Raw genomic sequence first — 20288 nt, forward strand, 5'->3', positions numbered from 1 at the left:
GCGCGCATGGTTGGGCTTAGCTTCTTGGATTGCTTTATAAAATTCTTAGTGTAGGAAATCTTCATGAAAGCTTATCACGTAGAAAATCAAGTGCAGCGCTGTTATCCTTGAATCTATGGTAGTCACCCGCATCGATGTCTTTCTTAGAAGCAGCCAATGCCTGGGCAGTTTTGGCATTTGGCGCCTCGGGCAAGTCAAAGGTAACACTCTGCTCGGTCGCAAAGCGACGTAGCTCGTTATTTAGGACCGCGCTCACACTAACCCCCAACTTTTCTGCTGTCTTGGCAGCAAGTTTCTTTAGCTCTGGGTCAGTCTTTAAATTGATCACTGCGTACTTACTCATACCAAAAGTATACACTATTGGTATAAACCTGTAAACTGGAATAGCTCTCTACCCCACGAGTAGTACTAGCTCCCCCTCAAGTCATCCACCAGCCTAACAACGTCAGTAGCACAGCCCCACGATAGCGTGAAACCAGCACCTCCATGACCGTAATTGTGTACTACTGCCTTATCACCCATTTTTTCAATTTCGAGGCGAACTTCAGAACGCGCTGGCCTCAGGCCAACACTTTCGCTGATAACTTCAACGCTCTCAAAGGCGGGCGACAAGGCACGTGCCTTTTGTAAAATGTCCTGGGTATCTTGTGGGTCCACTTCTAAATTCCAATCATTCACCTGCTTGGTTCCACCCAAAACCGTGTCATGCATTCGCGGAATAATAACTGCAAGACTGTTTGGCCCATCGTCGTCAGCCAATACATGGTCAAACCCGTTTGGCTTTATTTTTACTACCTGGCCCCTCACCGGAAACAGTTGCTTGTCGCCCAGTAGTTCACGCGATCCTAGACCAGAGCAGTTAACAACCATCCGATGATCAGCCAGAGCCTCGTCCATATGCTTTATTTCGCGTTGCTCAATCCTGCCCCCAAGCTCTTTGAACTGGTCCATGAGCCAATTCAGGTAATAGGTAGTATCCATGAGGACTGCTTCGGTTTGATACCCATCAATGTACCCTTCCGGCAAATCAACAGGGCCAGCACGGCGCCATGACTCCACAGCGTCAGCCCACCATGGATCAGCAACTTTTTCATCAAATATTTCTGTAACGGTGCATAGCCGACAGCCACTCTTTGGATCATCCAGTGCATGCCGTTTTAGGTACTTCAGTGTAAGGCCCGCCCACCCGGTCGCTTTGTCCTGAGGGCTGCACAGGTACGGATACCAAAAGGCAGCGGCAATGTTCGACGTAGTATTGGGCGGTAAGTCTTTGGCCCATATCTGCACCTTGTAGCCGGCCTTCAAAAGTAAGATGCCCGAAGATAGCCCCGACACTCCGGCTCCAACAACAAGGATAGTTTGAATCATACCGTTAGTTTACAGACGCTTTACGTGTTAACCAAGGTCGATAATAAATGAGCAGACACCGGACTTTCTAAAAAGTGAGCCGTCCGGCAGGGGATCGTAGCGGATCGCTCCTGCCGGACGTGGTGGCTCACTGAAAGATGTCGTGGAAGGTGATCAGGAGAACGAGGCCGAAGAGTGGGATGGTGGTCACCACCAGGACAGCTGTCTGTGCTGCCTCAGGTATGCGCCAAGAGCGCCGGAGTAGTAGCGTGCCAAAGCCGCTGATGCCGGCCAGCAGCATACGCCCGCCGTCAAATACCGGGATCGGCATCAGGTTGGTCACCATGAGGGCGACGTTCAGGACGGCGAACAGGACGAATACTCGGATCCACGGCGTCGGCGGCTCGGGATGTTCGGCGTCAGTGAGCACCTCACCATTGTCGACCATTCCCCCGCCAACCTTGACGATGCCTACCGGGCCCTCGAAATCCCTGCCGCCAGAGTCGATTCCCGCCGGGATGGACTTGAGCGTCTCGACCATAGCCACTGCCGGAAAAATGAAACCGTCCGCAACAGTCCGCTCACTGGTGTTCGGTCCGAAGACCGTCAGGCAGACGAGCGCCAGGACCGCAGCCAGATAGTTGGCAAAGGGACCGGCCGCGTACACGACTGATTGCCGAGGCAGTGACAGATCCTCTTCGATGTCATCCGGCAACCTCACATAGGCGCCGAAGGGTAGTGCCGAGATCCTCCACTCGGTGTTGTTACGAGTCGTAGACCACAGCTTGGGGCCGAAGCCGAGTGAGAAACATGATGGATGAACCCCCACCGCTTTCGCGGCCAGGAAGTGCCCCAGCTCATGCAAGGTCACACAGGCCGCCAAAACCATGATGGCGATAACGATAGCGACGAGCACTTAGGACTTTCCTCTCGTTGTCGGTGTCTGCTTTTTAAGGTATGTTGCCACAAATGCAGCAAACTAGTAATACCACAAAAAATGCTGAATTACCCAATATTTAGGAGTCGTCTATTTCTCGACGAAGGCTGTCAGCTCGGCCCAAATGGCGTCAGCTATCTCGATCTGGCCGCTGTCCTTGGCCTGCTGGGTCAGCTGGTCACCACGAGCACCCGGCAGCTGAACCTCTTGGCCTGGCAGAGGCTTGGCGGCCAAGATCTCTTGAGTCAATTCATCGGCTGTCTTTGCAAAAGCATCTGTGCCCACCAGCAAACCTGGATCAATAGCTAGCACAAAAGTACCAGAACCATTATCAGCGTGCAGGCCCGCGAAACCGGCTGCCACAAATGGACCGCCCAGCAGTTGCACCAAGAGCGATAGACCAAAGCCTTTATGCCGAGCAAAGGTAGTTACCGAACCATCCAGGGCTTTGGCGGCATCGGTGGTAGGGTTGCCATCCGAATCAAAAGCGACGCCTTCTGGCAAGACCTCCCCGTTCAGCTTGGCCTCGACCACACCAAAATAGGCCATTGCGGCCGTGGCAGTATCAAAAACAACCGACCCACTGCTGGTTGGAAAAGCATAACTAAGCGGGTTGGTACCCAGCTTTGGTTCGGCAGATCCAGTTGGTGCTACAAACGGAATGGTGCCCACGCAGACAAGTCCGATATACCCTGCGTCTGCAATCTTTCGGGCAAAGTAGCCAATAGCCCCAGACGAAGAAAAGACGTGATTAGACCCCACAATACCCACACCATGCTCGTTAGCAAGCTCAGTTGCCAGCTTCACCGCATTGCCGGTTGCTACCATTCCGTGACCACCAGATATTAGTGCAGCACACTTATTCTTGGTCACTACTTGGTATGGTTTGATATCTGCAACATTTGGAACGCCGCCCGTAGCAATCTTGGTGATACCTTGATTGTTACCACGCAGCTGCGCATACAGAAGCACTTCTGCAATAGTTTGGGCATCTCCGCCCTCATATCCCAGTTTCTTTACGCCTGCCAATACTTTGGATTGTAGCTCGTCAACACTTACCTTCATGACTATGGCTCCTGATTCGTTAGGCTCTGTATATCAGCAGTATAGCAAAGGTATTTTTCTGCAAGAGTTACAATGCCAGGATTCTCTCTGTTTCTGCTATTAGCTGGGCAGCCATACCGCTGGCTTGACCTTGGCGGAGTGCGGCTACGCCCTCTTCAAGCCTTTCCAGTATTTCAGAAGCATACGGGTTAAATTCTGTGGCGGTCCGGAAGAGTTCTTCGCTCTGAACATCGTCCAGCTTTCGCAGATGCCCGACAGCTTGACTGGACGGAGTCTGTAAATCAGCGGAACTATCCAGCCCCAGTTGATTCGCGAGCCGGCCCAGGATAAAAGGCATGGCCAGCGTTGCCGCCATGTGCCGGTCGTGTTCATCGGCGGTCATTTCAACAATAGTCAGTCCACGATCACGGAACCCTTCCACCAACTCGGTAGCCCGTTCACCAGCGGATCCCGTGACGATCACCTTGTGCCCTTCCAGCGTTTCCTTGGCACTTTCTGGCCCAAACAGTGGATGGCACAAAAGTAAGTCATCGTGACTGGGTAAAAATCTGCCAAAGACCTGTGTTGGGTACTTTTTGACAGAGCAGATATCTACCAACAGCGCTTCATCTACTCCAGATTGTGGACTACGAAGTATGCCGTCTGCTACCTCGTGCAGAACAGCAGCTGGCACCGCCAGCACCACAGCATCGTTGGCCAGTGCTGTGTCAAAGTCTACCAAAGCCACTTGCCCTACCCTTTTTTCTGAGATGCTGGGGTCATGGGCTACGACCTCACACCCCTCAAACATTTTGTCAGCCATGAACTGTCCCATGGCGCCAAAGCCAACGAAACCCACCGTCTCAATGCGGTTACTCATCTTTCTAAAACTCCTCTAGTATTTTTGAATGTGCCTGTGTCAGTGCCTATACAATCAGGCGGCAAGTAGTGTCTAAGGATTGTATATTTTGGCAACGAGGTATCAATACCACCGGTATACGGTGTCATAATAGGGCGCTTTGCACCCGGAGAGTGATCGATAAGATAAACGATTCATAAGTGAAAATATAATATCATGCATGCATTAAGTCAATGAATATTATTGCTAAATGCTATAATATATGTTAAAGTAAGTTGCTCTGTTCTGAGCAGCTTTAATAGAGGCCGAGACCCTAGGAGTACCGTTGGACTACACCATTGATACCTGGGTACGCGGAGACGTCGACCACACCTGGCCACCGCAGCACAACAGCAGTTACTGCAACGACAACCGGGTATGGGGCGTCACCATGACGTTCGATCAGCCCGTGAGCATGCCGCTGTACAAAGCCATCGAGGCCTGCCTGCCCACCGCTCCCATCGAGCGCTGCGTCAAGACCGAAGCCCACAGATGGCTCGGTGAGCTGCAGACGGTGGGTACGCACCGCTACGGCAACATCCGCCAGGTCAGCCCCAAGACGATCGAGATCACCTTCATGGGTGGCAGCGATGCCAACACCGTCGCCCACGGCTCGAGTGACTCGCCCCGCCGCCAGCAGTTCCTGGATCTTGTGAGCAGACTGCTCCTCAAGCTCCATGCCTGCGAGAGCTGCGGTGCAGCAACCGTGCCGGCCGATAGCCTGCTAGCCGTCACCTAGTGCCTGCCGCGGGCAGCGTAGATGCCTCATTGGCGTCACCTGCCCGTGCAGCACCACTAAACGACCCCGGCCTCTATTTTCACTCCTTCACATTCACCCTTTATTTCACAACTCATAGCCAAAAACACGCCAGTAGAGAAGGGTTCCTCACCTACTAACAACCAAAAGTTATCTTCTAGCTTTGGGCAAGATGTCGTCCTAGCTTTTTTATATTAAGATGTTATAATATATTTATGATCGAGGTTGACTTAGCGGATTACCAACGAGGTGGCTCACGAAGGCGCCCCGGCTCTTTGGATAGTCCTATTTTCTATCACGAAATATCGATTCCTCATACACCAGAGCTCGAGCAAACCGCCGACACCGCAGTAGAGGTGTTGCTGCAGGACGAGTTCACTTACGAAGAAGCAGTGGAGCTTGTCGGACTGCATATTCAGGCAGCTGCCTCTTTCGCCCATTCAGCACATTCGCAGGCAGAGCTTATTACAAGAGTAGCTGACGTACCGAACGGGGCTGGACTGCAAGACAGCAGAGATCAAACCCGCACTATTGCGCCGTACGAAGCGCTGGCTATTGCTGGCTTTTTGCCACACGTTGCGCCCTATGAATTCAATACCGAAGAGTGGTTGTTGGATGTCATACAAGTACCCGAAGGCTGGGAGCTGACACAATCAACGTTACGGTGGATGGATACCTGGCAAGACACTGTATCAGTCCAGGCCCGCGCCGAGATTTTACTCCGGACCACTCAAATCTCATTTGAGGCCGGAGGAGCACAGGATATAGCACTCTATAGCAGCAAGCTCAGCCACGCACTATCTGACGATCCCGAAACATTGCGCCAACTACTCGCATTTGTTGAACCCGATGCAAGGCTACCGCTTTTCGGAGAACTTGGCCTAGATGCGCCCGAAAGCTTAGAAATTTGGGACGAAATTCCAGATAAAGAAATACACCGTTCAAATGCCATACGACAAGTGCGACATGTTAATTACTTTGCTGGCGACTGCCCTGTTATGGACCGGGGGCATAGGAAAACTCTTTTAGAGGAGAGCACCAGCGAACCTAGTGCTCATGGGAATGTGGCGCTCGTGTCAGTCCAGGGGCAACTTGTTGGCTCTATCAAACTGACAGATAACCACTCGATGCTGGCCTTGCGCACCGTTCAAGATGACGCAGGAAATCTGCCGCTGGTTATTGGCGGCGTCTATATTCCTGGGCGCGAGGTGGTAGAGCAGGCCGAAGCAGCAGCTGCCCAGCAAGGAAAATGGGCACGGATCGAGCTCGACACACTAGAGGTGCGCCCACTACGCTTCTTAGACGTCGAGACGCCAGAGGCAATCGGCCAACTCCGGGCTGCTGTCGCAGCCGTCAAGGCTGCACGCGACGCCCTAGAGGCGTCCCAGCTAATACCCACAGAATAGACCAAACCCTATGCCGCTACTGGTACCCTGGTCTTTTGTTTGACCAGCAGGTGCACTAGCTCGTAGGCCCCAAATAGCAGGCCGGTGTAGAACAAGTCTCCCATGAGTGTGTTTCTGAAAAACGGCAGAGCGTTATAGTAAGAGCTCATGGCACCCGCAAGGGTATGTGGGTACATGGTAGGCGCGTAGAAATAAGCAAAGTTGGTAATAAGATAGAACACGAGCGAGCCGCCCAGGCTGCCGGCCACTACTGTGCCCAGATTTTTCTTGCGCCGTATAACCAGCCCCAATAACCCAATCAGCACAAACGACCCATAGACGGTGAGCCGTCCCTGCCACGAGTCAAACCCCAGTGCAAAATCAGACAAAAACAATGCGGCCAGCGGCAGCGCCAGTGCATACTCGCGCTTTAGGTATACCCCGCCAAACAACGCAATAGCTGCAATAGGCGTAAAGTTGGGCAGGTGCGGCAACAGCCGCATACCCGCCCCCAACACTACCAACAGCAGTGCCAACATTAGTCCTTAATCTCCTCGAACTTCCACTCTAACTTATCGGCAGTCTTGGTTATGTAGGCGTCAGCCCCGACCTGCGACTGCTGGTCGTTCACATACAGCGCCCAAAAGTGGTCAAAATCAGCAGGCTTGCCATCTATGCTGGTCACCAGCTCGCCCATACCCTGGTAGACTTTGGTCTCTACCTTGTGGCTCTGGCGCAACAGTTCTAGGGCGTTCTTGCCCTCGACACCATCATATTTTATTTCTTTTACTTCTGCCGCTGGTGCCTGCGGAGCCGGCGTGCTTTGAGTGTCCTGCGTCGTTTGTGTGGTTTGCTGCGAGTTGTCTTTTGGCTTATCTTTACCCAAGAAAGTAAAGCCCAAGACAGCAACGACACCCACTACAAGCGTGGCGCCCGTGACAATGATTTTAGATTTATGATTACGCATGGAATACCCCCACGTTTTTTAGGTTTTTTGTTTATTACATAGCCTCTCACAGCTTGTATGTCTAGCCTACCACCCAAAACGCTATATAGCTAGGTAAGCATAAAAAGAACAACACTAGACGGCCCAAGTGGCCAGATGCACCAGTTACTGCTCGATCTTGTCCAGCAGTCTTCCGGTACGCTTGCCGAGCGAGGGCATCACGCGCTGGACAGCCGCTTCGGGATAGGTTGCTTCCAGGTAACATTCTTCGATAATAACAGCTGCCAGTAAATGAGGCTGTTCGCGCTTGTCCACTACCAAGTCTGGGGTAATATTCAGCCGAGCGATACCAGGCTCGTCCTTTTCCCCTCCATAAGGACCGTCTCTTGTCTTTACCTGCACTTTATAAGCCAGGTCAATTGGATCCTCTACGCTCATATGCGTAAAGAAGGACACGTCCCAGCCATGACCGGGGCCCTGGAAGCGGTTTGCATTGTCCTCGAACAGGGTTGACTGCAAGGGAAACCACTCATGGGTACCTATTGTTTTTGCAGCGCGTTGCCCTAATAGCAAAACACTCACTTCACCTAAGAGCCCCACCAACGCCTGTCTGCCTATCTCTGGAGCACTCCCCACTTTTGCCCGTAACACTTCTGTTACCTGCTTGGAGTCTTCCAGGGTTCGCATATAGGTTTCCTCGACCAAATCCAAAGGCGGCAGTGTCTGGGTGGTCAGCATATGTCTATGCAGCGGCAGCTGCGCCCGGCGAACAGCCGCTCGGGCTGCAAATGAAGAGTAGACATTCAGGTCTCTTGATTGCTTGTTGAAGTTTCTCGGCTGGAGCTTGTGTTCTGCCTTGTCCACCCACTCTTCAGCTTCTGGCATGGGCACAGTCCCGGCCAGCTCCAGGGCGAACTCGCCAGCAAAGTAAGCACCAACAACTCTCTTTTCTTCTAATAGCAAAAACGTAACATAAGGATCACGCCGGCCACATCGGTATTGCTCCAACAACTCAAAGCACTCTTCTTTTATTGAAGAGATTTTTTTCATTTCTTGGGGTGAATCCGTATAGGCCATACCTATTCTTACGACAAATTTGTTTCTGATGCAAACCTTCCCGTCATAGAAGAGCCATTCTTGCTCTTAGCTACTCAGGATAGACAAGCCGATTATGCCCACAATGACACTTACGATTCCTACTATCTGTATGGGCTTGATCTTTTCTTTGAAGATAAAATACGCCAAGACCACGAAGACCGCCGGCGAACTGCCAGCAATGGGCGCCACAATAGATGTATCGCCCTTGCTAATAGCATAGTTAAAGGCCACCCCACCAACTATCTGCAACACGCTAATAAGAGCAATCAGCCCCGGCAGTTTTGGTCGGCTCAACACCGCCTTCTCGCCCATGCGCCAGGCAATGAACAGATACAGTGGCAGGGCAATAATATTAGACCCGTACTGGGGCAAAAACCAGCCTACTCTTTCTATCGGAATCCGGACCACCGCAAAGTAAACCCCCCACAGGAAAAAAGCCCCCAGAGCGTACACCAAGGCACTGCCTCTAATGCCGCTGATGAGTGATCGCGCGTTGCCCTCCAGCGAGGACAGGGCGATGCCTATCAGAATGATCGCAATAGCAAAGCCCTGAGCCAGCGATAGCCGCTCGCCAAAAAACAGGAGTGCCGTGAGGGTAGTCATGGCCGGATAGGCCCCACCAATAACGCCAGTCAGCGTCACGCTACCTTTATTCATTCCTGTCAGGAAAGACAAATACCCCAGCGCCACCAAAATACCTGTACCAAAAATAAGCAGTACGTTTACTAAGTTCAGTTTTTCTATTTCGTGGCCAAAGAACAGCAGCATGGGCACAAAGAACAGCACACTACTAAACAGCACCGCCCAGACCGCCACTTTGTATGTCGAATTTTTCTGAACCGCAATACCGTTGGCATTGTCTGCAAAAGCAAAAGACAGGCTTGCTACAACAGCTCCAATAATCGCCCCAAACATACGCGCTACTCCTTAAATTATTCTGTGATTGTGGGCTTAGATTTTTTCTGAGCTGGTTTGGTGCTGAGTCTATATATACCGACTGCTGCTGCCAGGCTGAGCAGCCAGGCAGCGATCAACCACCGAGTAAACGAAGTGATCTTGCGCTCTACCACAGCCAGTGAGCGTCCGCCCAGGACGTAGTAGTTATCGGCCTCTCGGCTTACCGAGGCTATACGCACTCTCTCGTTTGGTTGCCAAGTAACTTTGTTGACCTTGTTACCCTTGGCGGCCGCTAGTACACCTACGGGCACTTCTGGGATAGTGCCATCCAGGTAACCACTGCCAGCCACTACCTTGCCGTATTTGTCGTACACAATCACAAACGGCGCCATGTTAGATCCAATATCTACTTGATCCTTGAACAGATCCTGTGGTTTACGACCCAAATTAAGTTCTTTGGCCACGTCCTGGGCCATAGAGCCCTGCGGTTCGTTAGCGCCCAGCCGGAGCGCCTGCTGCACCGACACAAAAATCACCCCAAAAAAGAACGTCACCACTAAAATTGCCATAGCCAGAACTGACTGTTTTGATACAAGTTTCATACATAGCCAGCGTAATACAAAACCTGCCTTTTAGCCAGATGCTCCGAGTGAGCCAGAAAACTTCAGGCCGAAGGAAGCATATCGGATATATGTTGACTGAGGATTGGAGGTTTCTGGCCGCTCGGACGCTGGCTAGATGGGAGCGTTTTGTGTTAGAGTGGCTATCTTCAGCATACCCCAAAATAGGCCGACCACGAAGCCATAGGTATACTAGGGGAAATGACCGGAATTACTCTCGCGCTCCTGTGTGCCCTGTTTATCGGCCTATCGCAGGTAACTCTGCGCAAGAGTTATAAAGAGCTCAAACCGTCCGTAGCCTTTTTCTTTGATGCTATTTTTGGGTTGCTACTGTGGGTGCCTCTTGCACTTGTTATGGGAGTATCCCTAGACATCAATCTAGAGCAAGCAATCTTGTTTGCGTTTATCTCTGCCATACTCTCCGAAGCTATTGTCTTTTTTGCGCTGAGTCGCGGCGAGCTGGGCGTTACCGCAACCGTCCTGGCAACCTACCCGGTCTATACTGTGCTGTTCTCTAGAGTTATTAATAACGAGGTACTCTCGAAGCCGCTTATGATATTTGTAGCTGTCACCATTGTGGGGAGCATCATCGCCAGCCTGCCCAGCAAGCTAGAGAAGCATGAGCTAAGGCTGCGCAAAGAAGTGGTGTGGCCTTTTGTAGCCGCAGTTTGTATCGGCCTATCAGATACTCTGTCGAAGGGCTATATAAATCGATCCGGAGATTTTAGCCTGCTGTTCATGCTGGGCTTTGTCCAGGTGCCAGTTGCTATTGCATACTTGCGTCTCGAGAAAGAATCAGTGAGGCATGCCATACAAGGAACCGTCCGCAGATTTGCCACCTATAAGAACGCCTTGCTGGGTGGTCTGCTTAACATTATAGGCACCGGGTTTTTGTGGCTGAGTTTTTCATACGCTCCAGCCTCGATTGCCTCGCCTGTAACGGGCGCAAGCGGCGCCCTCACTGTCATGTTTGCTCGCATGCTTTTACGCGAAAGGTTGTCTGCGCGTAAATACCTTGGGGTCGTTATCACTTTTGCCGGCGTCATTGGTATCGCACTACTCAGATCTGCCTAGTGCTTGGCGAGTATTGCCTAGACTACTTGAGCCGTGAGATAAGTCGCAAGTTAGAGATATAATGCTGGGGGTCAGTGGCCGGATGGCTACACAAGTAGTCCATATGTTTATCAACAAATGGAATGAGGTTGTCGGGATACAGCTTGGTGTTGGAGGAGTAGGTGGGTTGCGTATTATAAGCGGTGTCCGCATCCATTTGCCGGAGTACGCGCTTAGATTCTAGCCCTTCTTCGGAATTCAAAAAGTCTACTCTTCTTCTTAGTGTCGGCATGGTTATTCTTTGGCTTTCTTAGGTTTTTTGGTCTCTTTACGACCCTTATCTTTCGACATGTTCCCTCCCTTCTTATCTCTTCTAGCACTCTTTATGCAGCCCTGCTGAATAGGCGGTAATTGGACAACATAGATTACTTAAAATTATACTGCAAAAGTTGACATATTCCTAATCTCATATTATGACATCGTTTAATTTTCATTCATCGTGGTCCAGATAATCAGCGACAATAACAGCATTTTTCATAACCTCATCATATCAGAACTGGTATCCTTAGCTCATGAACGAACTACCAAAAGAATACAACTACGAGCTTGGCTTCATCATTTTGTGGCACCTGGGCTTAGGGACACTACCCGAACAGGTTACCGTGCAAGGATTTGAGCTTTTGCGAAAACCAGAATTCCATATCTCGTTAGTATGCGCCTACAAATTAGCGCAACTGATTGACCTAAAAAATAAGCAACGAGTAGAAAAAGAAATTGTGGATGAATTTAAGAAATTTGTAGGCAATCAGTCTCTGGCCGCCTACAAACTCCTGCCAGAATTTCGATTTGCGCAACGCGAGCACAAAAAAACGCTGGTTGTTATGACCGAGGTGCCTGGGCTATCTGATTTCTTTGATACCTTGCGGCAAAAGTTTCAGATAGACCTACCCTCGCAGCCTGCTCATATCACGCTCTACGCACTGCAGCCCAACGCCGGCATTCGAATTTTCACTGACGAAGAATTGCAGCATGACTCAATACCAGTAGAAGTGCCCGAACTTCGGACACTTCTTAGCTAGCCTGATTATCTTTGGTCGGGACCCATCATAGTAGTGGCCTTGTCGCCACGATCGTAGGTGATAGCTGCGCTGGTAAAGCTGCTGACCTGGCTTGGGTTTTTGCCCAAGAACACCTCTACTTTTAGTTCACGCTTGCCCTTTAGCTCTACAAGCACGGTGCCCATGGTTTGGCCAGTGGTGCTCAGCTTTACGCTGGCCGGCACGCTGGTACCCATCCACCTAGAGCCTGTTTGATCGTTGTGCTCTAGTGGTGCTAGCTCGTACTTGACGACACCGCTTTTTTCGTCCAATTTGTCTGGTGCAACCGACGGTGATTTGATGGTGTACTGGCTGCCATGGCTAACGGCACCCGTAGAGAACACCCAGCCACTTGGGTCGAGGTAATCGGGGGCAAGTGACAAGTGTCCGTCAGCGTAAGACATAGAGTTAAACTCTGCCTCTTTGAATGCACCAATGTAACCGTTGGTTCCCTGCTTGAACCAGCTACCAACTGCCTTACCATCGACATCATAGTCTAGCCGGCCGTCACGTGGTTCTGCCTTGCGGACATAGTAAGGAAGCACCTCGTTCTTTACGGCGTCTGTGTAGTAGTCCAGTGGCTGGGCAGTATTGATCTTCCATGGTTCGTAGTTGTTGTAGGCTGCAGGCACTAGCAATCCCTTGAGGTTTTTAGTGGTGTCCCATACGGCAAAGTCCAAAGATTGGCCGCCAACCTTGGCAATCACCTGGCCTTCTTTGACCGCAATCTTGATCTTCTGCGGACCGTTCTTTGTTTCCCAGCCTGCTGGCATGCTGTTAGCAATCTCTGGGCTGAGAGAATTAGTTAGGTCAAAGTAGCTAAAGAAAGTACACGAATAGCTAATGACACCGCGGACATCTGCCGGGCCCGTAGCCTTAGGGCGTACTTCGACATTTACCAATGTGCCGTCGCCGGGTGCCATGACGTCATAGGTATTGGCGGCAGCTTTTTGATTTTTGCCATAGTAATATTGGTGATCAACGGGTGTCACGTGTCCGCCCACCATCAGGCCGTAGGGCAAAATGGTACTGACGTCGGCCATCTTCATGGGCGCAGACCCGAGCTTTTTACTGCCTTCGCCTTCGCACTGATCGTGTGACAAGTATTTGCCACGCGTTACGGCATCGCCGGCAAACTGAGCACTGTTGGTATCTGGCTTGTTCTTGTCTTTATTCATGACCCGATAACCCGCAAACCCCACCGCCCCAATGACTACTACGAGCAGCACAAGAGCTACTACGTGCGAACCACGCTCATTTTTATGTATGCCCATCATTTTGTTTTTGTTTCCTTATATTAGTTGTCTTAAAGTATATCACCCTGCCGTACAGACACCCCGAAAGACCAGTGGATAACTTTTCCATTAACCCCTTTGGGACGTTACTACTCTATGCTATGTGCTAGCCCAAGTGCCGTGATACCAACTTGCAGCTGCATGTCGCGCAGGTGCGCGGGGCCGTCGGGCCATATGGGTGTAATTGCTGCCCGCAGCCAAAAACCAGCCAGCCAGTGCAGGGCATCTGCGTCTAGCCTGTCTGCATAGAGCGGGTACACATCCAGCCCTGTCCGCTGTACGTGAGCCAACATGGCAGAACTATCTACACGCGTATCACCCAGTTGAGTCCAGTTCCAGTCCACTAGTTTGACTTGTTTCTGGACCGGGTTCCAGGCACAGTTATCAGCCCTCACGTCGTAATGAACAAGTGTGTCAGTCCTAAAAACAAAGGATGCAGTGCGCTCAGCCTGGGCTGTAAAGTCGAGGGCCTCGGCAATCTGGGACTGCCCTGCCGTCTTCAGCTTTTCCCGCAACTCCTGCTGTAGTTCGGTTGATTGTGCCAACGGACCCCACCCATCGCGGCCTTCGTCTAGAGCTACCTGGCCCAGAGACATCCAGTCTTCATGCTTGGGCTGCAGCGCGGCTAGATCATCCATGGCTTGTAGGGTTGCGGCCAGTCGCTCGGCCGTCCACGTCTCTGACCAGTCCCAGCCATCTTCTGGCTTCAGAGCCTCCAGCGAAAAGGCTGTTTGGTCAGGGCTTGCAGCTAAAAGTGCTGGGATAGCAGTGTAGGACTGGTCCTGCAAGTAACGATAAACTGCTACTTCTTTTTTGGCCCAGGCCTTAGAGTTTTCCTCGGTCCCAATTTTGACAAACACTTGACCGCCACCTGGAAGGCCTACCAACCCTCTTTGAGCCTGGCTAAAGCCACCAGTTGCATGGGTCATGGTGTGCAGGTTTGCTTCTATCTGATTCCAGTCAATTGGGTTTGGCATAGTAATTCCTTTATGGAACAACTATAGCAAAGTAGTTACGGTAGCCGAATCACTCGATGTACTAGATGGGAGGGCGTGATGGGAGTCACCCCCAAGCCACCACCCTCTCTTCTATTTGTAAAAGAGTGGTTTATGCCTTTAAAATACCCCCTAAGTGGAAATCATCTAGCAGCGTTGCTTGACCGCGAACCCTAAGTAGCGGCCACTTGTACTTCATACCTACAAACTACCAAAACCTTGAAAGAGGTGATCTTGTTGTCGCTGATAACAGTTCGGTCGAGAACAGCACGTTCTCGACATCTCTTGGTGATCCTGGCTTTTCTGGCGGGCACCCTTGGCCTCACCACGGCCGGGGTGGTCTCGACCCAGCAGCCAGCTGCGGCGGCCAATGGCGAAAGCGTGCAGATCGGCATGCCATTCGAGGGCCAGTGGGCCTACGACGCGCCAACCAACGCCTTGTGTGGGCCGGGGGACACACAGACGGCTCATCCGTCATGCCACGAGCCCTACGGCTACCACTGGGCTACAGACGTCTATGCGCCTGACGGCACCGATGTCCGGCTGAAGTTTAGCAACGCCACTGGCGGACTGACCTACCAGTATGTGTCGTTCCCGGATGGTGGATGCGGGCACCGGCTCGTGATCAACATCAAGGTTGACTCGACATGGGTTGGCCAAGTGTACTTCGATCATCTGAAGAACGAAGTGAGCAGCCAGGCTGCGCTCAACACTGCCATGAGCGGGAATCAGATCATTGGCAAGGTGGACATTGAGTGCCACTTTAATGCACAAAACTCTTGGCCGCATGCTCATATTGGTGTCAAGAACATCAGCCCGAGCACCGGCTACTCGTGCTACTACAACCACAGCAATACCAGCCACAAGGCCGGCATGACGCTGAGTTTAGGCACAGATATTGGCCTTCTGGGAGCCAATGGGACCGCGGCACAGCAGGAGTGCAGCGGCGCTCAGCCAGGCATCGAAGATCCTCCGTCCACGCCGCCGGCAGTCGAGACCCAGCACACCGCGGTCGGCGACTTCAACAACGATGGATGGGACGATATCGGCGCCTTTTACAGCTATGCCAACAGCCGTTCCATGCTGTGGGTGTTCTATGGTTCGGCAAGTGGTCCGCAGGATCCCGTTGACATCTGGGACTCCGGGCCCGGAAACTGGAACGCCGACAGAGCACAGTATGTAGCGGGTGACTTCAACAACGACGACCGCGACGACATCGCTGCCATGTACGACTACGGCGGCAACCTGACGCAGATCCTCGTCTTTTACGGCAACGTCAACGGCGAGGTTGATGCTCCGGTCATCACGTGGGGTTCGGGCGCAGGCAACTGGGCTCTGAGCAAGACCAAGCTGGTGGCCGGCAACTTCGATGGCGACGATCATGACGACCTCATGGCATTCTACCAGTACGGCGGCAACCTGACACAGGCTTGGCTGTTCGCTGGTAACAATGGTCTGAGTAGTCAGTCGCACGCGTGGAGTTCGGGTGCCGGAAACTGGATTCTCGCCAACACAAAGCTGGTGAGTGGCAATTTCGACGGTGACAGCTATGACGATGTGGTTGCCATGTACGACTACGGCAATAGCCTCACTCGTATCCGTCTTTTCTACGGCAATGCCGTGGATGGCCTGAACGACCCTGTCACTGCCTGGGACTCGGGCGCAGGCAACTGGGCACTTGGCAACACCACGTTGGTGGCCGGCAACTTCGACGGTGACAGCTATGACGACGTCGGGGCTTTCTTCCAGTACGCCAGCAACCGAACCCGGTTGTGGGTGTTCTATGGTTCGGCTTCCAGCTCGATGAGCCAGACCCCAGCTTGGGACTCTGGTGTGGGCAACTGGCTCAGCTCCAACGCCAAGTACGTCACTGGCAACTTCGACGGTGGCCAGTACGACGACATCGGCGCTTTCTACAATTATCCCAGCAGTCGTACGCGACTATGGGCGTTCTACGGTTCGGCAAGTGGTCCGCAGGGACAGACCGAAATCTGGGACTCCGGGGTAGGCGACTGGAATTGGTACCACATGTAGGTATGCAGGTCAGACTCGCGTGCGAGTCGCACTGATCTGATCACGGAGTGAGTAGGGATTCGCCGGGCTATTGCCTGGATAACCGAATCCCTACTCACTCTCCAACTTTATTAACCGCAACAGGATCTATGGCTACCAACTAATCTTCAGAGTTTTTTCGCATCCAGCCATCTATGCCGCCAGAGCCTGGATAGTCGTGGCTTTCATAGAACCGCAGGCCGTCGTTGCTGGCCTCTATCTGGGCAGCAACCTCGTCACTCACTCCCACAGAATAGGGCGTGCCGTTGGGCCGTGAGTACTCGCTCGGCGCCTGGTCTGGCATGCGGTCCCAGTACGCTTTGATATACCGCCTCAGGCCATCCAGTGAAAGGTGCAGCGAAAACCCGTCGGGGCGCTCGCCCCACCCTCTCTCCGTTTCTTCCCACTTTTGGCAGATGGCTGGGTTTGGCCCCTCTTCTATTTGTTTTCTCATGCCGTACTCCTTGCCGGAGCCCAGAACCCATCCCAAAACCCCTTTTCAAATGCGAAAGTGGGTTTTGGGATGGGTTCTATGGTACAAAAAAAGCTGCACATAAAGACTCCTAGATTAGATATCTTTATGTAGCAACCGCATTGGACGGAAGAGCCAGAAGCTCTTCCCGCTGAACCTACTACAGTACTATTTACTCACTAACCGTGATATACGTCAAGCGACGACAAGCCAGGTGATGCCTACTTATAACCCTCAGCTTGGGCCTCGAACATTTCTTTGTAAAGCCCACCGTATTTCAGCAATTCTTCATGCGATCCATATTCGGTAATCTTGCCCTTCTCCATGACAATAATTTTGTCAGCCTTGCGGACTGTGCTGAAACGGTGGCTGACAATCAGAGTGGTCTTGCCTGCGTGCGACTTATAGATATTGTTAAAGATGGCATACTCGGCTTTGGCATCGATGGCGCTAGTGGGCTCGTCCAGAATCATAATATCGCCGTGGCGCAGCAAGGCTCGAGCCACTCCAAGTCGTTGTTTTTGTCCACCTGATAAATTAGTACCGTCGTCGAATGACGAATCCAGCCGAGTCTTCAGCTTATTGGGTAGCTTCTGCACAAATCCCGTAGCATCCACCAGGTCAGTTGTCTTGTATATCTCTTCGTCGGGCGGTTCAGTGGTAAGTCCCATAACCAAGTTATCTTTAATGGACAAGTGCTGCACAATCAAGAACTCTTGGCTGAGGTTACTGATGGTCTGGTAGTAGCTTTCTTGTTCGATATCACGAATATCTGTGCCATTAATTGTTATGGTGCCTGCAGTGGGCAAGTACTGCCGCAAGAGCAACTTTATAAGCGTCGTCTTGCCGGCACCGTTTTCACCAACAAGTGCCAGCTTGCTGCCAGGCACCATCAGGAACGAGACATCATCCAGCACCGGCTGCTTAGTGCCTGGATAGGCAAAACTGACGTTCTTAAACTCGATGGTCAGCGGACGCTGGATCTTTATGTGCCCATTCGGAATAGCCGGAGGCGTGTCATACACTTCGCTGAAATTTTGCAGACCAATGGACAGCTCGTGCAGCCGCTGCACCGAACTGGCCATTTGCGTTGCGCCGCTACTGGCCTGCTCTAGCATGCCGCGCAAGAAGATAAACCGGTCCAGGCCAATCGAACCGGCAAGCAATAATCTAAAGAAATAAATGCTGGCGCCAAAGCTTACCAGGGGCTGCACCGCTTCTGCTCCCATATCGAGTTTTACCAGCCGTTTGTCACTGGCATACATCATGTCTTGGGATTTTTTGAGGTGTGTCCGCCATGAGGCAATCATCTTTTTAAAGGCGTTCATCAGTCGTATTTCGGGCATAAAGGCCGGGTCGATGAGCATCCAACGGCTCCGGTAAGCTATACGATCATATGGTTCGATCTTTTTATACACCGCCTCCCGCAACTTGTTTTGCTTCATCTGCAGCAAAGCAACGGGTATGACGGTTGCTATGATGATCATGCCTATCCACGGCGCAGCCACCAGGATGGCAGCAACCGACCCCACAAATCCGATCAGCGCAGAGGCTGCCCAAAATATCTCGTCCAACGCCCGCCACATCTGCGACAGGCTGTCTCGTGCCCTATCCAGCTTGGTATTAAATTCTTGGTCATCAAATTGCTCCTGGCTGAGTTCATATGTCTTCAAGAAAAACCGCTCGTTAATAACCAGATCCATTTTTTGCTGAAACCGCGCCTTGGCTAGCCGGTCTATGCCACTGACCAACTGACCAATAATTTCAAGTGCAAGCAAGACCGCTAGCCAGACATACACTGGGTGAGCGTCTGCATGCTGCAAGGCCGCTGCACTGACACTGGACAATAGCTTTGCCAAGGCAAAGGTTTGGGCAATAGGGCGCAGACCATTTATAGCACTGGCAAAAATACTCCAGCCAAAGGACAGCCGAGAGGTCTGCCACTGTAGCTTAGCGATCCAGAGCAGAGAATCCAGATACTTCTTTTTCATTTATCCTTAGCATAGAGTAAACTCTGGCGGAAATACAGCGGTCACTCAGTAAGATTCAGAGCTAAAGCTCTAACTCTACACACTAGTTTCTTTTAGGTAGCTGGCTATGACCTGTTCTTCTGGCCCCATGATGTCATAAGCGGTAACGTCAGTGGGTTTTATCCATACATATTCGTCATGCTCGGCACTCAGTTTTACCTGTGTGGTTCTGGCTTTGCAGGCAAAGAATATGGCCACTATCTGGTTGGTTTCACCGTGGATCGTAGGAAACCACTCGCCAACAAACAGCGGTTTGCCTACAGAGATTGTCAGGCCGGTTTCTTCCAATATTTCCCTCTTTAGGCCCACCAAAAACTTTTCGCCCATCTCGATCCTACCACCCGGTAAATGGTACCGACCAATGTTAGTACCTTCTGTATAAGTAGGTGCCTCTCTAAGAATAAGGATTTTTCCGCCATGCTCAATAAGCGCCTTACAGGCGATTCGTTGCTTGGTTACGTTCATGCTTTCACTCCAATTTTTTGGCATTTAGTGAAAGCGACATGTCGCCAAGGGGTACCATACTGATATATCTAAGCCATATCTAGTGAAGGCCTCTTCACTAGATATCGAAGACAGATGTGCTTAAATATGGTGTAGTGAGAAATCAGACAGACATAAACGACATCCAGGCCGGCATCATCAGGCGGCTATTTTTGCATGAGACGCTCCGGTTTTCGGAGATCAACGACACCGACGTATCGAGCGATCAGTTTTCGTACCACCTGCGGCGACTCATAAAATACAACCTGGTAGAAAAAGACCAAGCCGGGCATTATAAATTATCTGTTATGGGACGCAGCCAAGCAGTGCTGATGGACAGCCAGACCAATAAGTTTATCGACCAAGGATTCGTAGCAGTCCGTGTGGTACTGAGCAAAACAGAAGACGGCCAAACCAAATACCTAGTACAAAAGCGTACGCGGGTGCCCTACATGGGGTACATAGGCGAGCCTGGCGGCAAAGTGCTGCTGGGCGAGGACGTGCCCATGGCAGCCAAACGCAACATGCTGGCAGAAACTGGATTGGACTGCGATATCACCATTCGTGGCCTTGCCCACTACCGGGATACCTACAAAGACGAGCTAGTACAAGACAAGTATTTTTTTGTTGCCCAAGCCTCTAACCCCAAAGGAACTCTGAAAGGGGTCGGTCTGACAGGCGATAACTTCTGGCTTACTTTGGATGAAATCAAGACAGGTCCCCTTCACCAGGGCGTCCCCGAACTGCTAGAGATAGCCGAAGGCACAAGCTTTACATACAGAGAAGACACGTTTGCCGTAGACGAGTACTAATACTGCCGCAGCAAGCATCCAGACCTGCAGTGGCTTTCTTTAGGCAGCCCAGGCTCACGCTGCACAGTAT

At 51.6% G+C, this 20288-nt stretch carries 22 protein-coding genes; 5 read left to right on the forward strand and 17 right to left on the reverse strand.

Annotation, left to right across the window (positions count from 1 at the left end):
* Positions 1-61 precede the first annotated feature (61 nt).
* The 6 genes from VK694_07875 to VK694_07900 all read right to left on the reverse strand — a co-directional run bounded on the left by VK694_07875 (position 62) and on the right by VK694_07900 (position 4905).
* Positions 62-343: a type II toxin-antitoxin system RelB/DinJ family antitoxin gene (locus tag VK694_07875; protein HTE58627.1), complete on the reverse strand. Its 282-nt coding sequence runs from the start codon at positions 341-343 to the stop codon at positions 62-64.
* A 65-nt stretch (positions 344-408) separates the two neighbouring features.
* Positions 409-1368: an FAD-dependent oxidoreductase gene (locus VK694_07880; GenBank protein ID HTE58628.1), complete on the reverse strand. Its 960-nt coding sequence runs from the start codon at positions 1366-1368 to the stop codon at positions 409-411.
* A gap of 127 nt (positions 1369-1495) precedes the next feature.
* On the reverse strand, positions 1496-2263 hold the full coding sequence (locus VK694_07885) for a site-2 protease family protein (protein ID HTE58629.1): 768 nt from the start codon (positions 2261-2263) through the stop codon (positions 1496-1498).
* 111 nt (positions 2264-2374) lie between these two features.
* Positions 2375-3349: an Ldh family oxidoreductase gene (locus VK694_07890; protein ID HTE58630.1), complete on the reverse strand. Its 975-nt coding sequence runs from the start codon at positions 3347-3349 to the stop codon at positions 2375-2377.
* Positions 3350-3416: 67 nt separating this feature from the next.
* Positions 3417-4208 (reverse strand): prephenate dehydrogenase/arogenate dehydrogenase family protein, encoded by a 792-nt coding sequence (locus tag VK694_07895; GenBank protein HTE58631.1) that lies wholly within the window; start codon positions 4206-4208, stop codon positions 3417-3419.
* Between the two features lie 292 nt (positions 4209-4500).
* A complete protein-coding gene (locus tag VK694_07900) occupies positions 4501-4905 on the reverse strand; it encodes a hypothetical protein (GenBank protein HTE58632.1) in 405 nt (134 codons plus the stop codon).
* Between the two features lie 293 nt (positions 4906-5198).
* Here VK694_07900 and VK694_07905 point away from each other — a divergent pair, with 293 nt between their 5' ends.
* Positions 5199-6389 carry a hypothetical protein gene (locus tag VK694_07905; GenBank protein HTE58633.1) on the forward strand — a complete coding sequence of 397 codons (1191 nt, stop codon included), beginning with the start codon at positions 5199-5201 and terminating at the stop codon, positions 6387-6389.
* Positions 6390-6397: 8 nt separating this feature from the next.
* Here VK694_07905 and VK694_07910 read toward each other — a convergent pair whose 3' ends face one another.
* From VK694_07910 to VK694_07930, 5 genes are all read right to left on the reverse strand, one after another.
* Positions 6398-6907 carry a DUF6580 family putative transport protein gene (locus VK694_07910; GenBank protein HTE58634.1) on the reverse strand — a complete coding sequence of 170 codons (510 nt, stop codon included), beginning with the start codon at positions 6905-6907 and terminating at the stop codon, positions 6398-6400.
* Positions 6907-7335 (reverse strand): DUF4430 domain-containing protein, encoded by a 429-nt coding sequence (locus tag VK694_07915; protein HTE58635.1) that lies wholly within the window; start codon positions 7333-7335, stop codon positions 6907-6909. Before VK694_07915 ends, VK694_07910 begins: the two co-directional genes overlap by 1 nt.
* 144 nt (positions 7336-7479) lie before the next feature.
* The gene (locus tag VK694_07920) at positions 7480-8391 is read right to left on the reverse strand and encodes a hypothetical protein (protein HTE58636.1); all 912 of its coding nucleotides are present in this window, start codon (positions 8389-8391) and stop codon (positions 7480-7482) included.
* Positions 8392-8457: 66 nt separating this feature from the next.
* Entirely contained in the window at positions 8458-9327 is an 870-nt protein-coding gene (locus VK694_07925; protein HTE58637.1) for a DMT family transporter, read from the reverse strand.
* Positions 9328-9344: 17 nt separating this feature from the next.
* Positions 9345-9911 carry a hypothetical protein gene (locus tag VK694_07930; GenBank protein HTE58638.1) on the reverse strand — a complete coding sequence of 189 codons (567 nt, stop codon included), beginning with the start codon at positions 9909-9911 and terminating at the stop codon, positions 9345-9347.
* 219 nt (positions 9912-10130) lie between these two features.
* On the opposite strand from VK694_07930, the gene VK694_07935 reads away from it, so the two are divergent.
* A complete protein-coding gene (locus VK694_07935; protein ID HTE58639.1) occupies positions 10131-11003 on the forward strand; it encodes a DMT family transporter in 873 nt (290 codons plus the stop codon).
* Positions 11004-11025: 22 nt separating this feature from the next.
* Here VK694_07935 and VK694_07940 read toward each other — a convergent pair whose 3' ends face one another.
* Positions 11026-11244 (reverse strand): hypothetical protein, encoded by a 219-nt coding sequence (locus VK694_07940; protein HTE58640.1) that lies wholly within the window; start codon positions 11242-11244, stop codon positions 11026-11028.
* A gap of 310 nt (positions 11245-11554) precedes the next feature.
* Here VK694_07940 and VK694_07945 point away from each other — a divergent pair, with 310 nt between their 5' ends.
* Complete coding sequence (locus VK694_07945; protein HTE58641.1) at positions 11555-12061, forward strand: hypothetical protein; 507 nt, start codon at positions 11555-11557, stop codon at positions 12059-12061.
* Between the two features lie 5 nt (positions 12062-12066).
* Here the strand turns inward: VK694_07945 and VK694_07950 are convergent, their stop codons facing one another.
* Together VK694_07950 and VK694_07955 are read right to left on the reverse strand one after the other, a co-directional pair.
* Entirely contained in the window at positions 12067-13356 is a 1290-nt protein-coding gene (locus VK694_07950; GenBank protein HTE58642.1) for a hypothetical protein, read from the reverse strand.
* Positions 13357-13463: 107 nt separating this feature from the next.
* Positions 13464-14351 (reverse strand): phosphotransferase, encoded by an 888-nt coding sequence (locus tag VK694_07955; protein ID HTE58643.1) that lies wholly within the window; start codon positions 14349-14351, stop codon positions 13464-13466.
* Positions 14352-14588: 237 nt separating this feature from the next.
* Between VK694_07955 and VK694_07960 the strand changes: the two genes are divergently transcribed.
* The gene (locus VK694_07960) at positions 14589-16403 is read left to right on the forward strand and encodes a VCBS repeat-containing protein (protein HTE58644.1); all 1815 of its coding nucleotides are present in this window, start codon (positions 14589-14591) and stop codon (positions 16401-16403) included.
* Between the two features lie 139 nt (positions 16404-16542).
* Here VK694_07960 and VK694_07965 read toward each other — a convergent pair whose 3' ends face one another.
* The 3 genes from VK694_07965 to VK694_07975 all read right to left on the reverse strand — a co-directional run bounded on the left by VK694_07965 (position 16543) and on the right by VK694_07975 (position 19388).
* A complete protein-coding gene (locus tag VK694_07965) occupies positions 16543-16875 on the reverse strand; it encodes a hypothetical protein (GenBank protein HTE58645.1) in 333 nt (110 codons plus the stop codon).
* A gap of 239 nt (positions 16876-17114) precedes the next feature.
* On the reverse strand, positions 17115-18884 hold the full coding sequence (locus tag VK694_07970; protein ID HTE58646.1) for an ABC transporter ATP-binding protein: 1770 nt from the start codon (positions 18882-18884) through the stop codon (positions 17115-17117).
* Between the two features lie 75 nt (positions 18885-18959).
* The gene (locus tag VK694_07975) at positions 18960-19388 is read right to left on the reverse strand and encodes an NUDIX domain-containing protein (GenBank protein HTE58647.1); all 429 of its coding nucleotides are present in this window, start codon (positions 19386-19388) and stop codon (positions 18960-18962) included.
* 134 nt (positions 19389-19522) lie between these two features.
* Between VK694_07975 and VK694_07980 the strand changes: the two genes are divergently transcribed.
* Positions 19523-20218: an NUDIX domain-containing protein gene (locus tag VK694_07980; protein HTE58648.1), complete on the forward strand. Its 696-nt coding sequence runs from the start codon at positions 19523-19525 to the stop codon at positions 20216-20218.
* Positions 20219-20288: the final 70 nt, after the last annotated feature.

Source organism: Verrucomicrobiia bacterium (assembly GCA_035489575.1).
GTDB lineage: Bacteria > Patescibacteriota > Saccharimonadia > Saccharimonadales > JAGQNK01 > DATHJY01.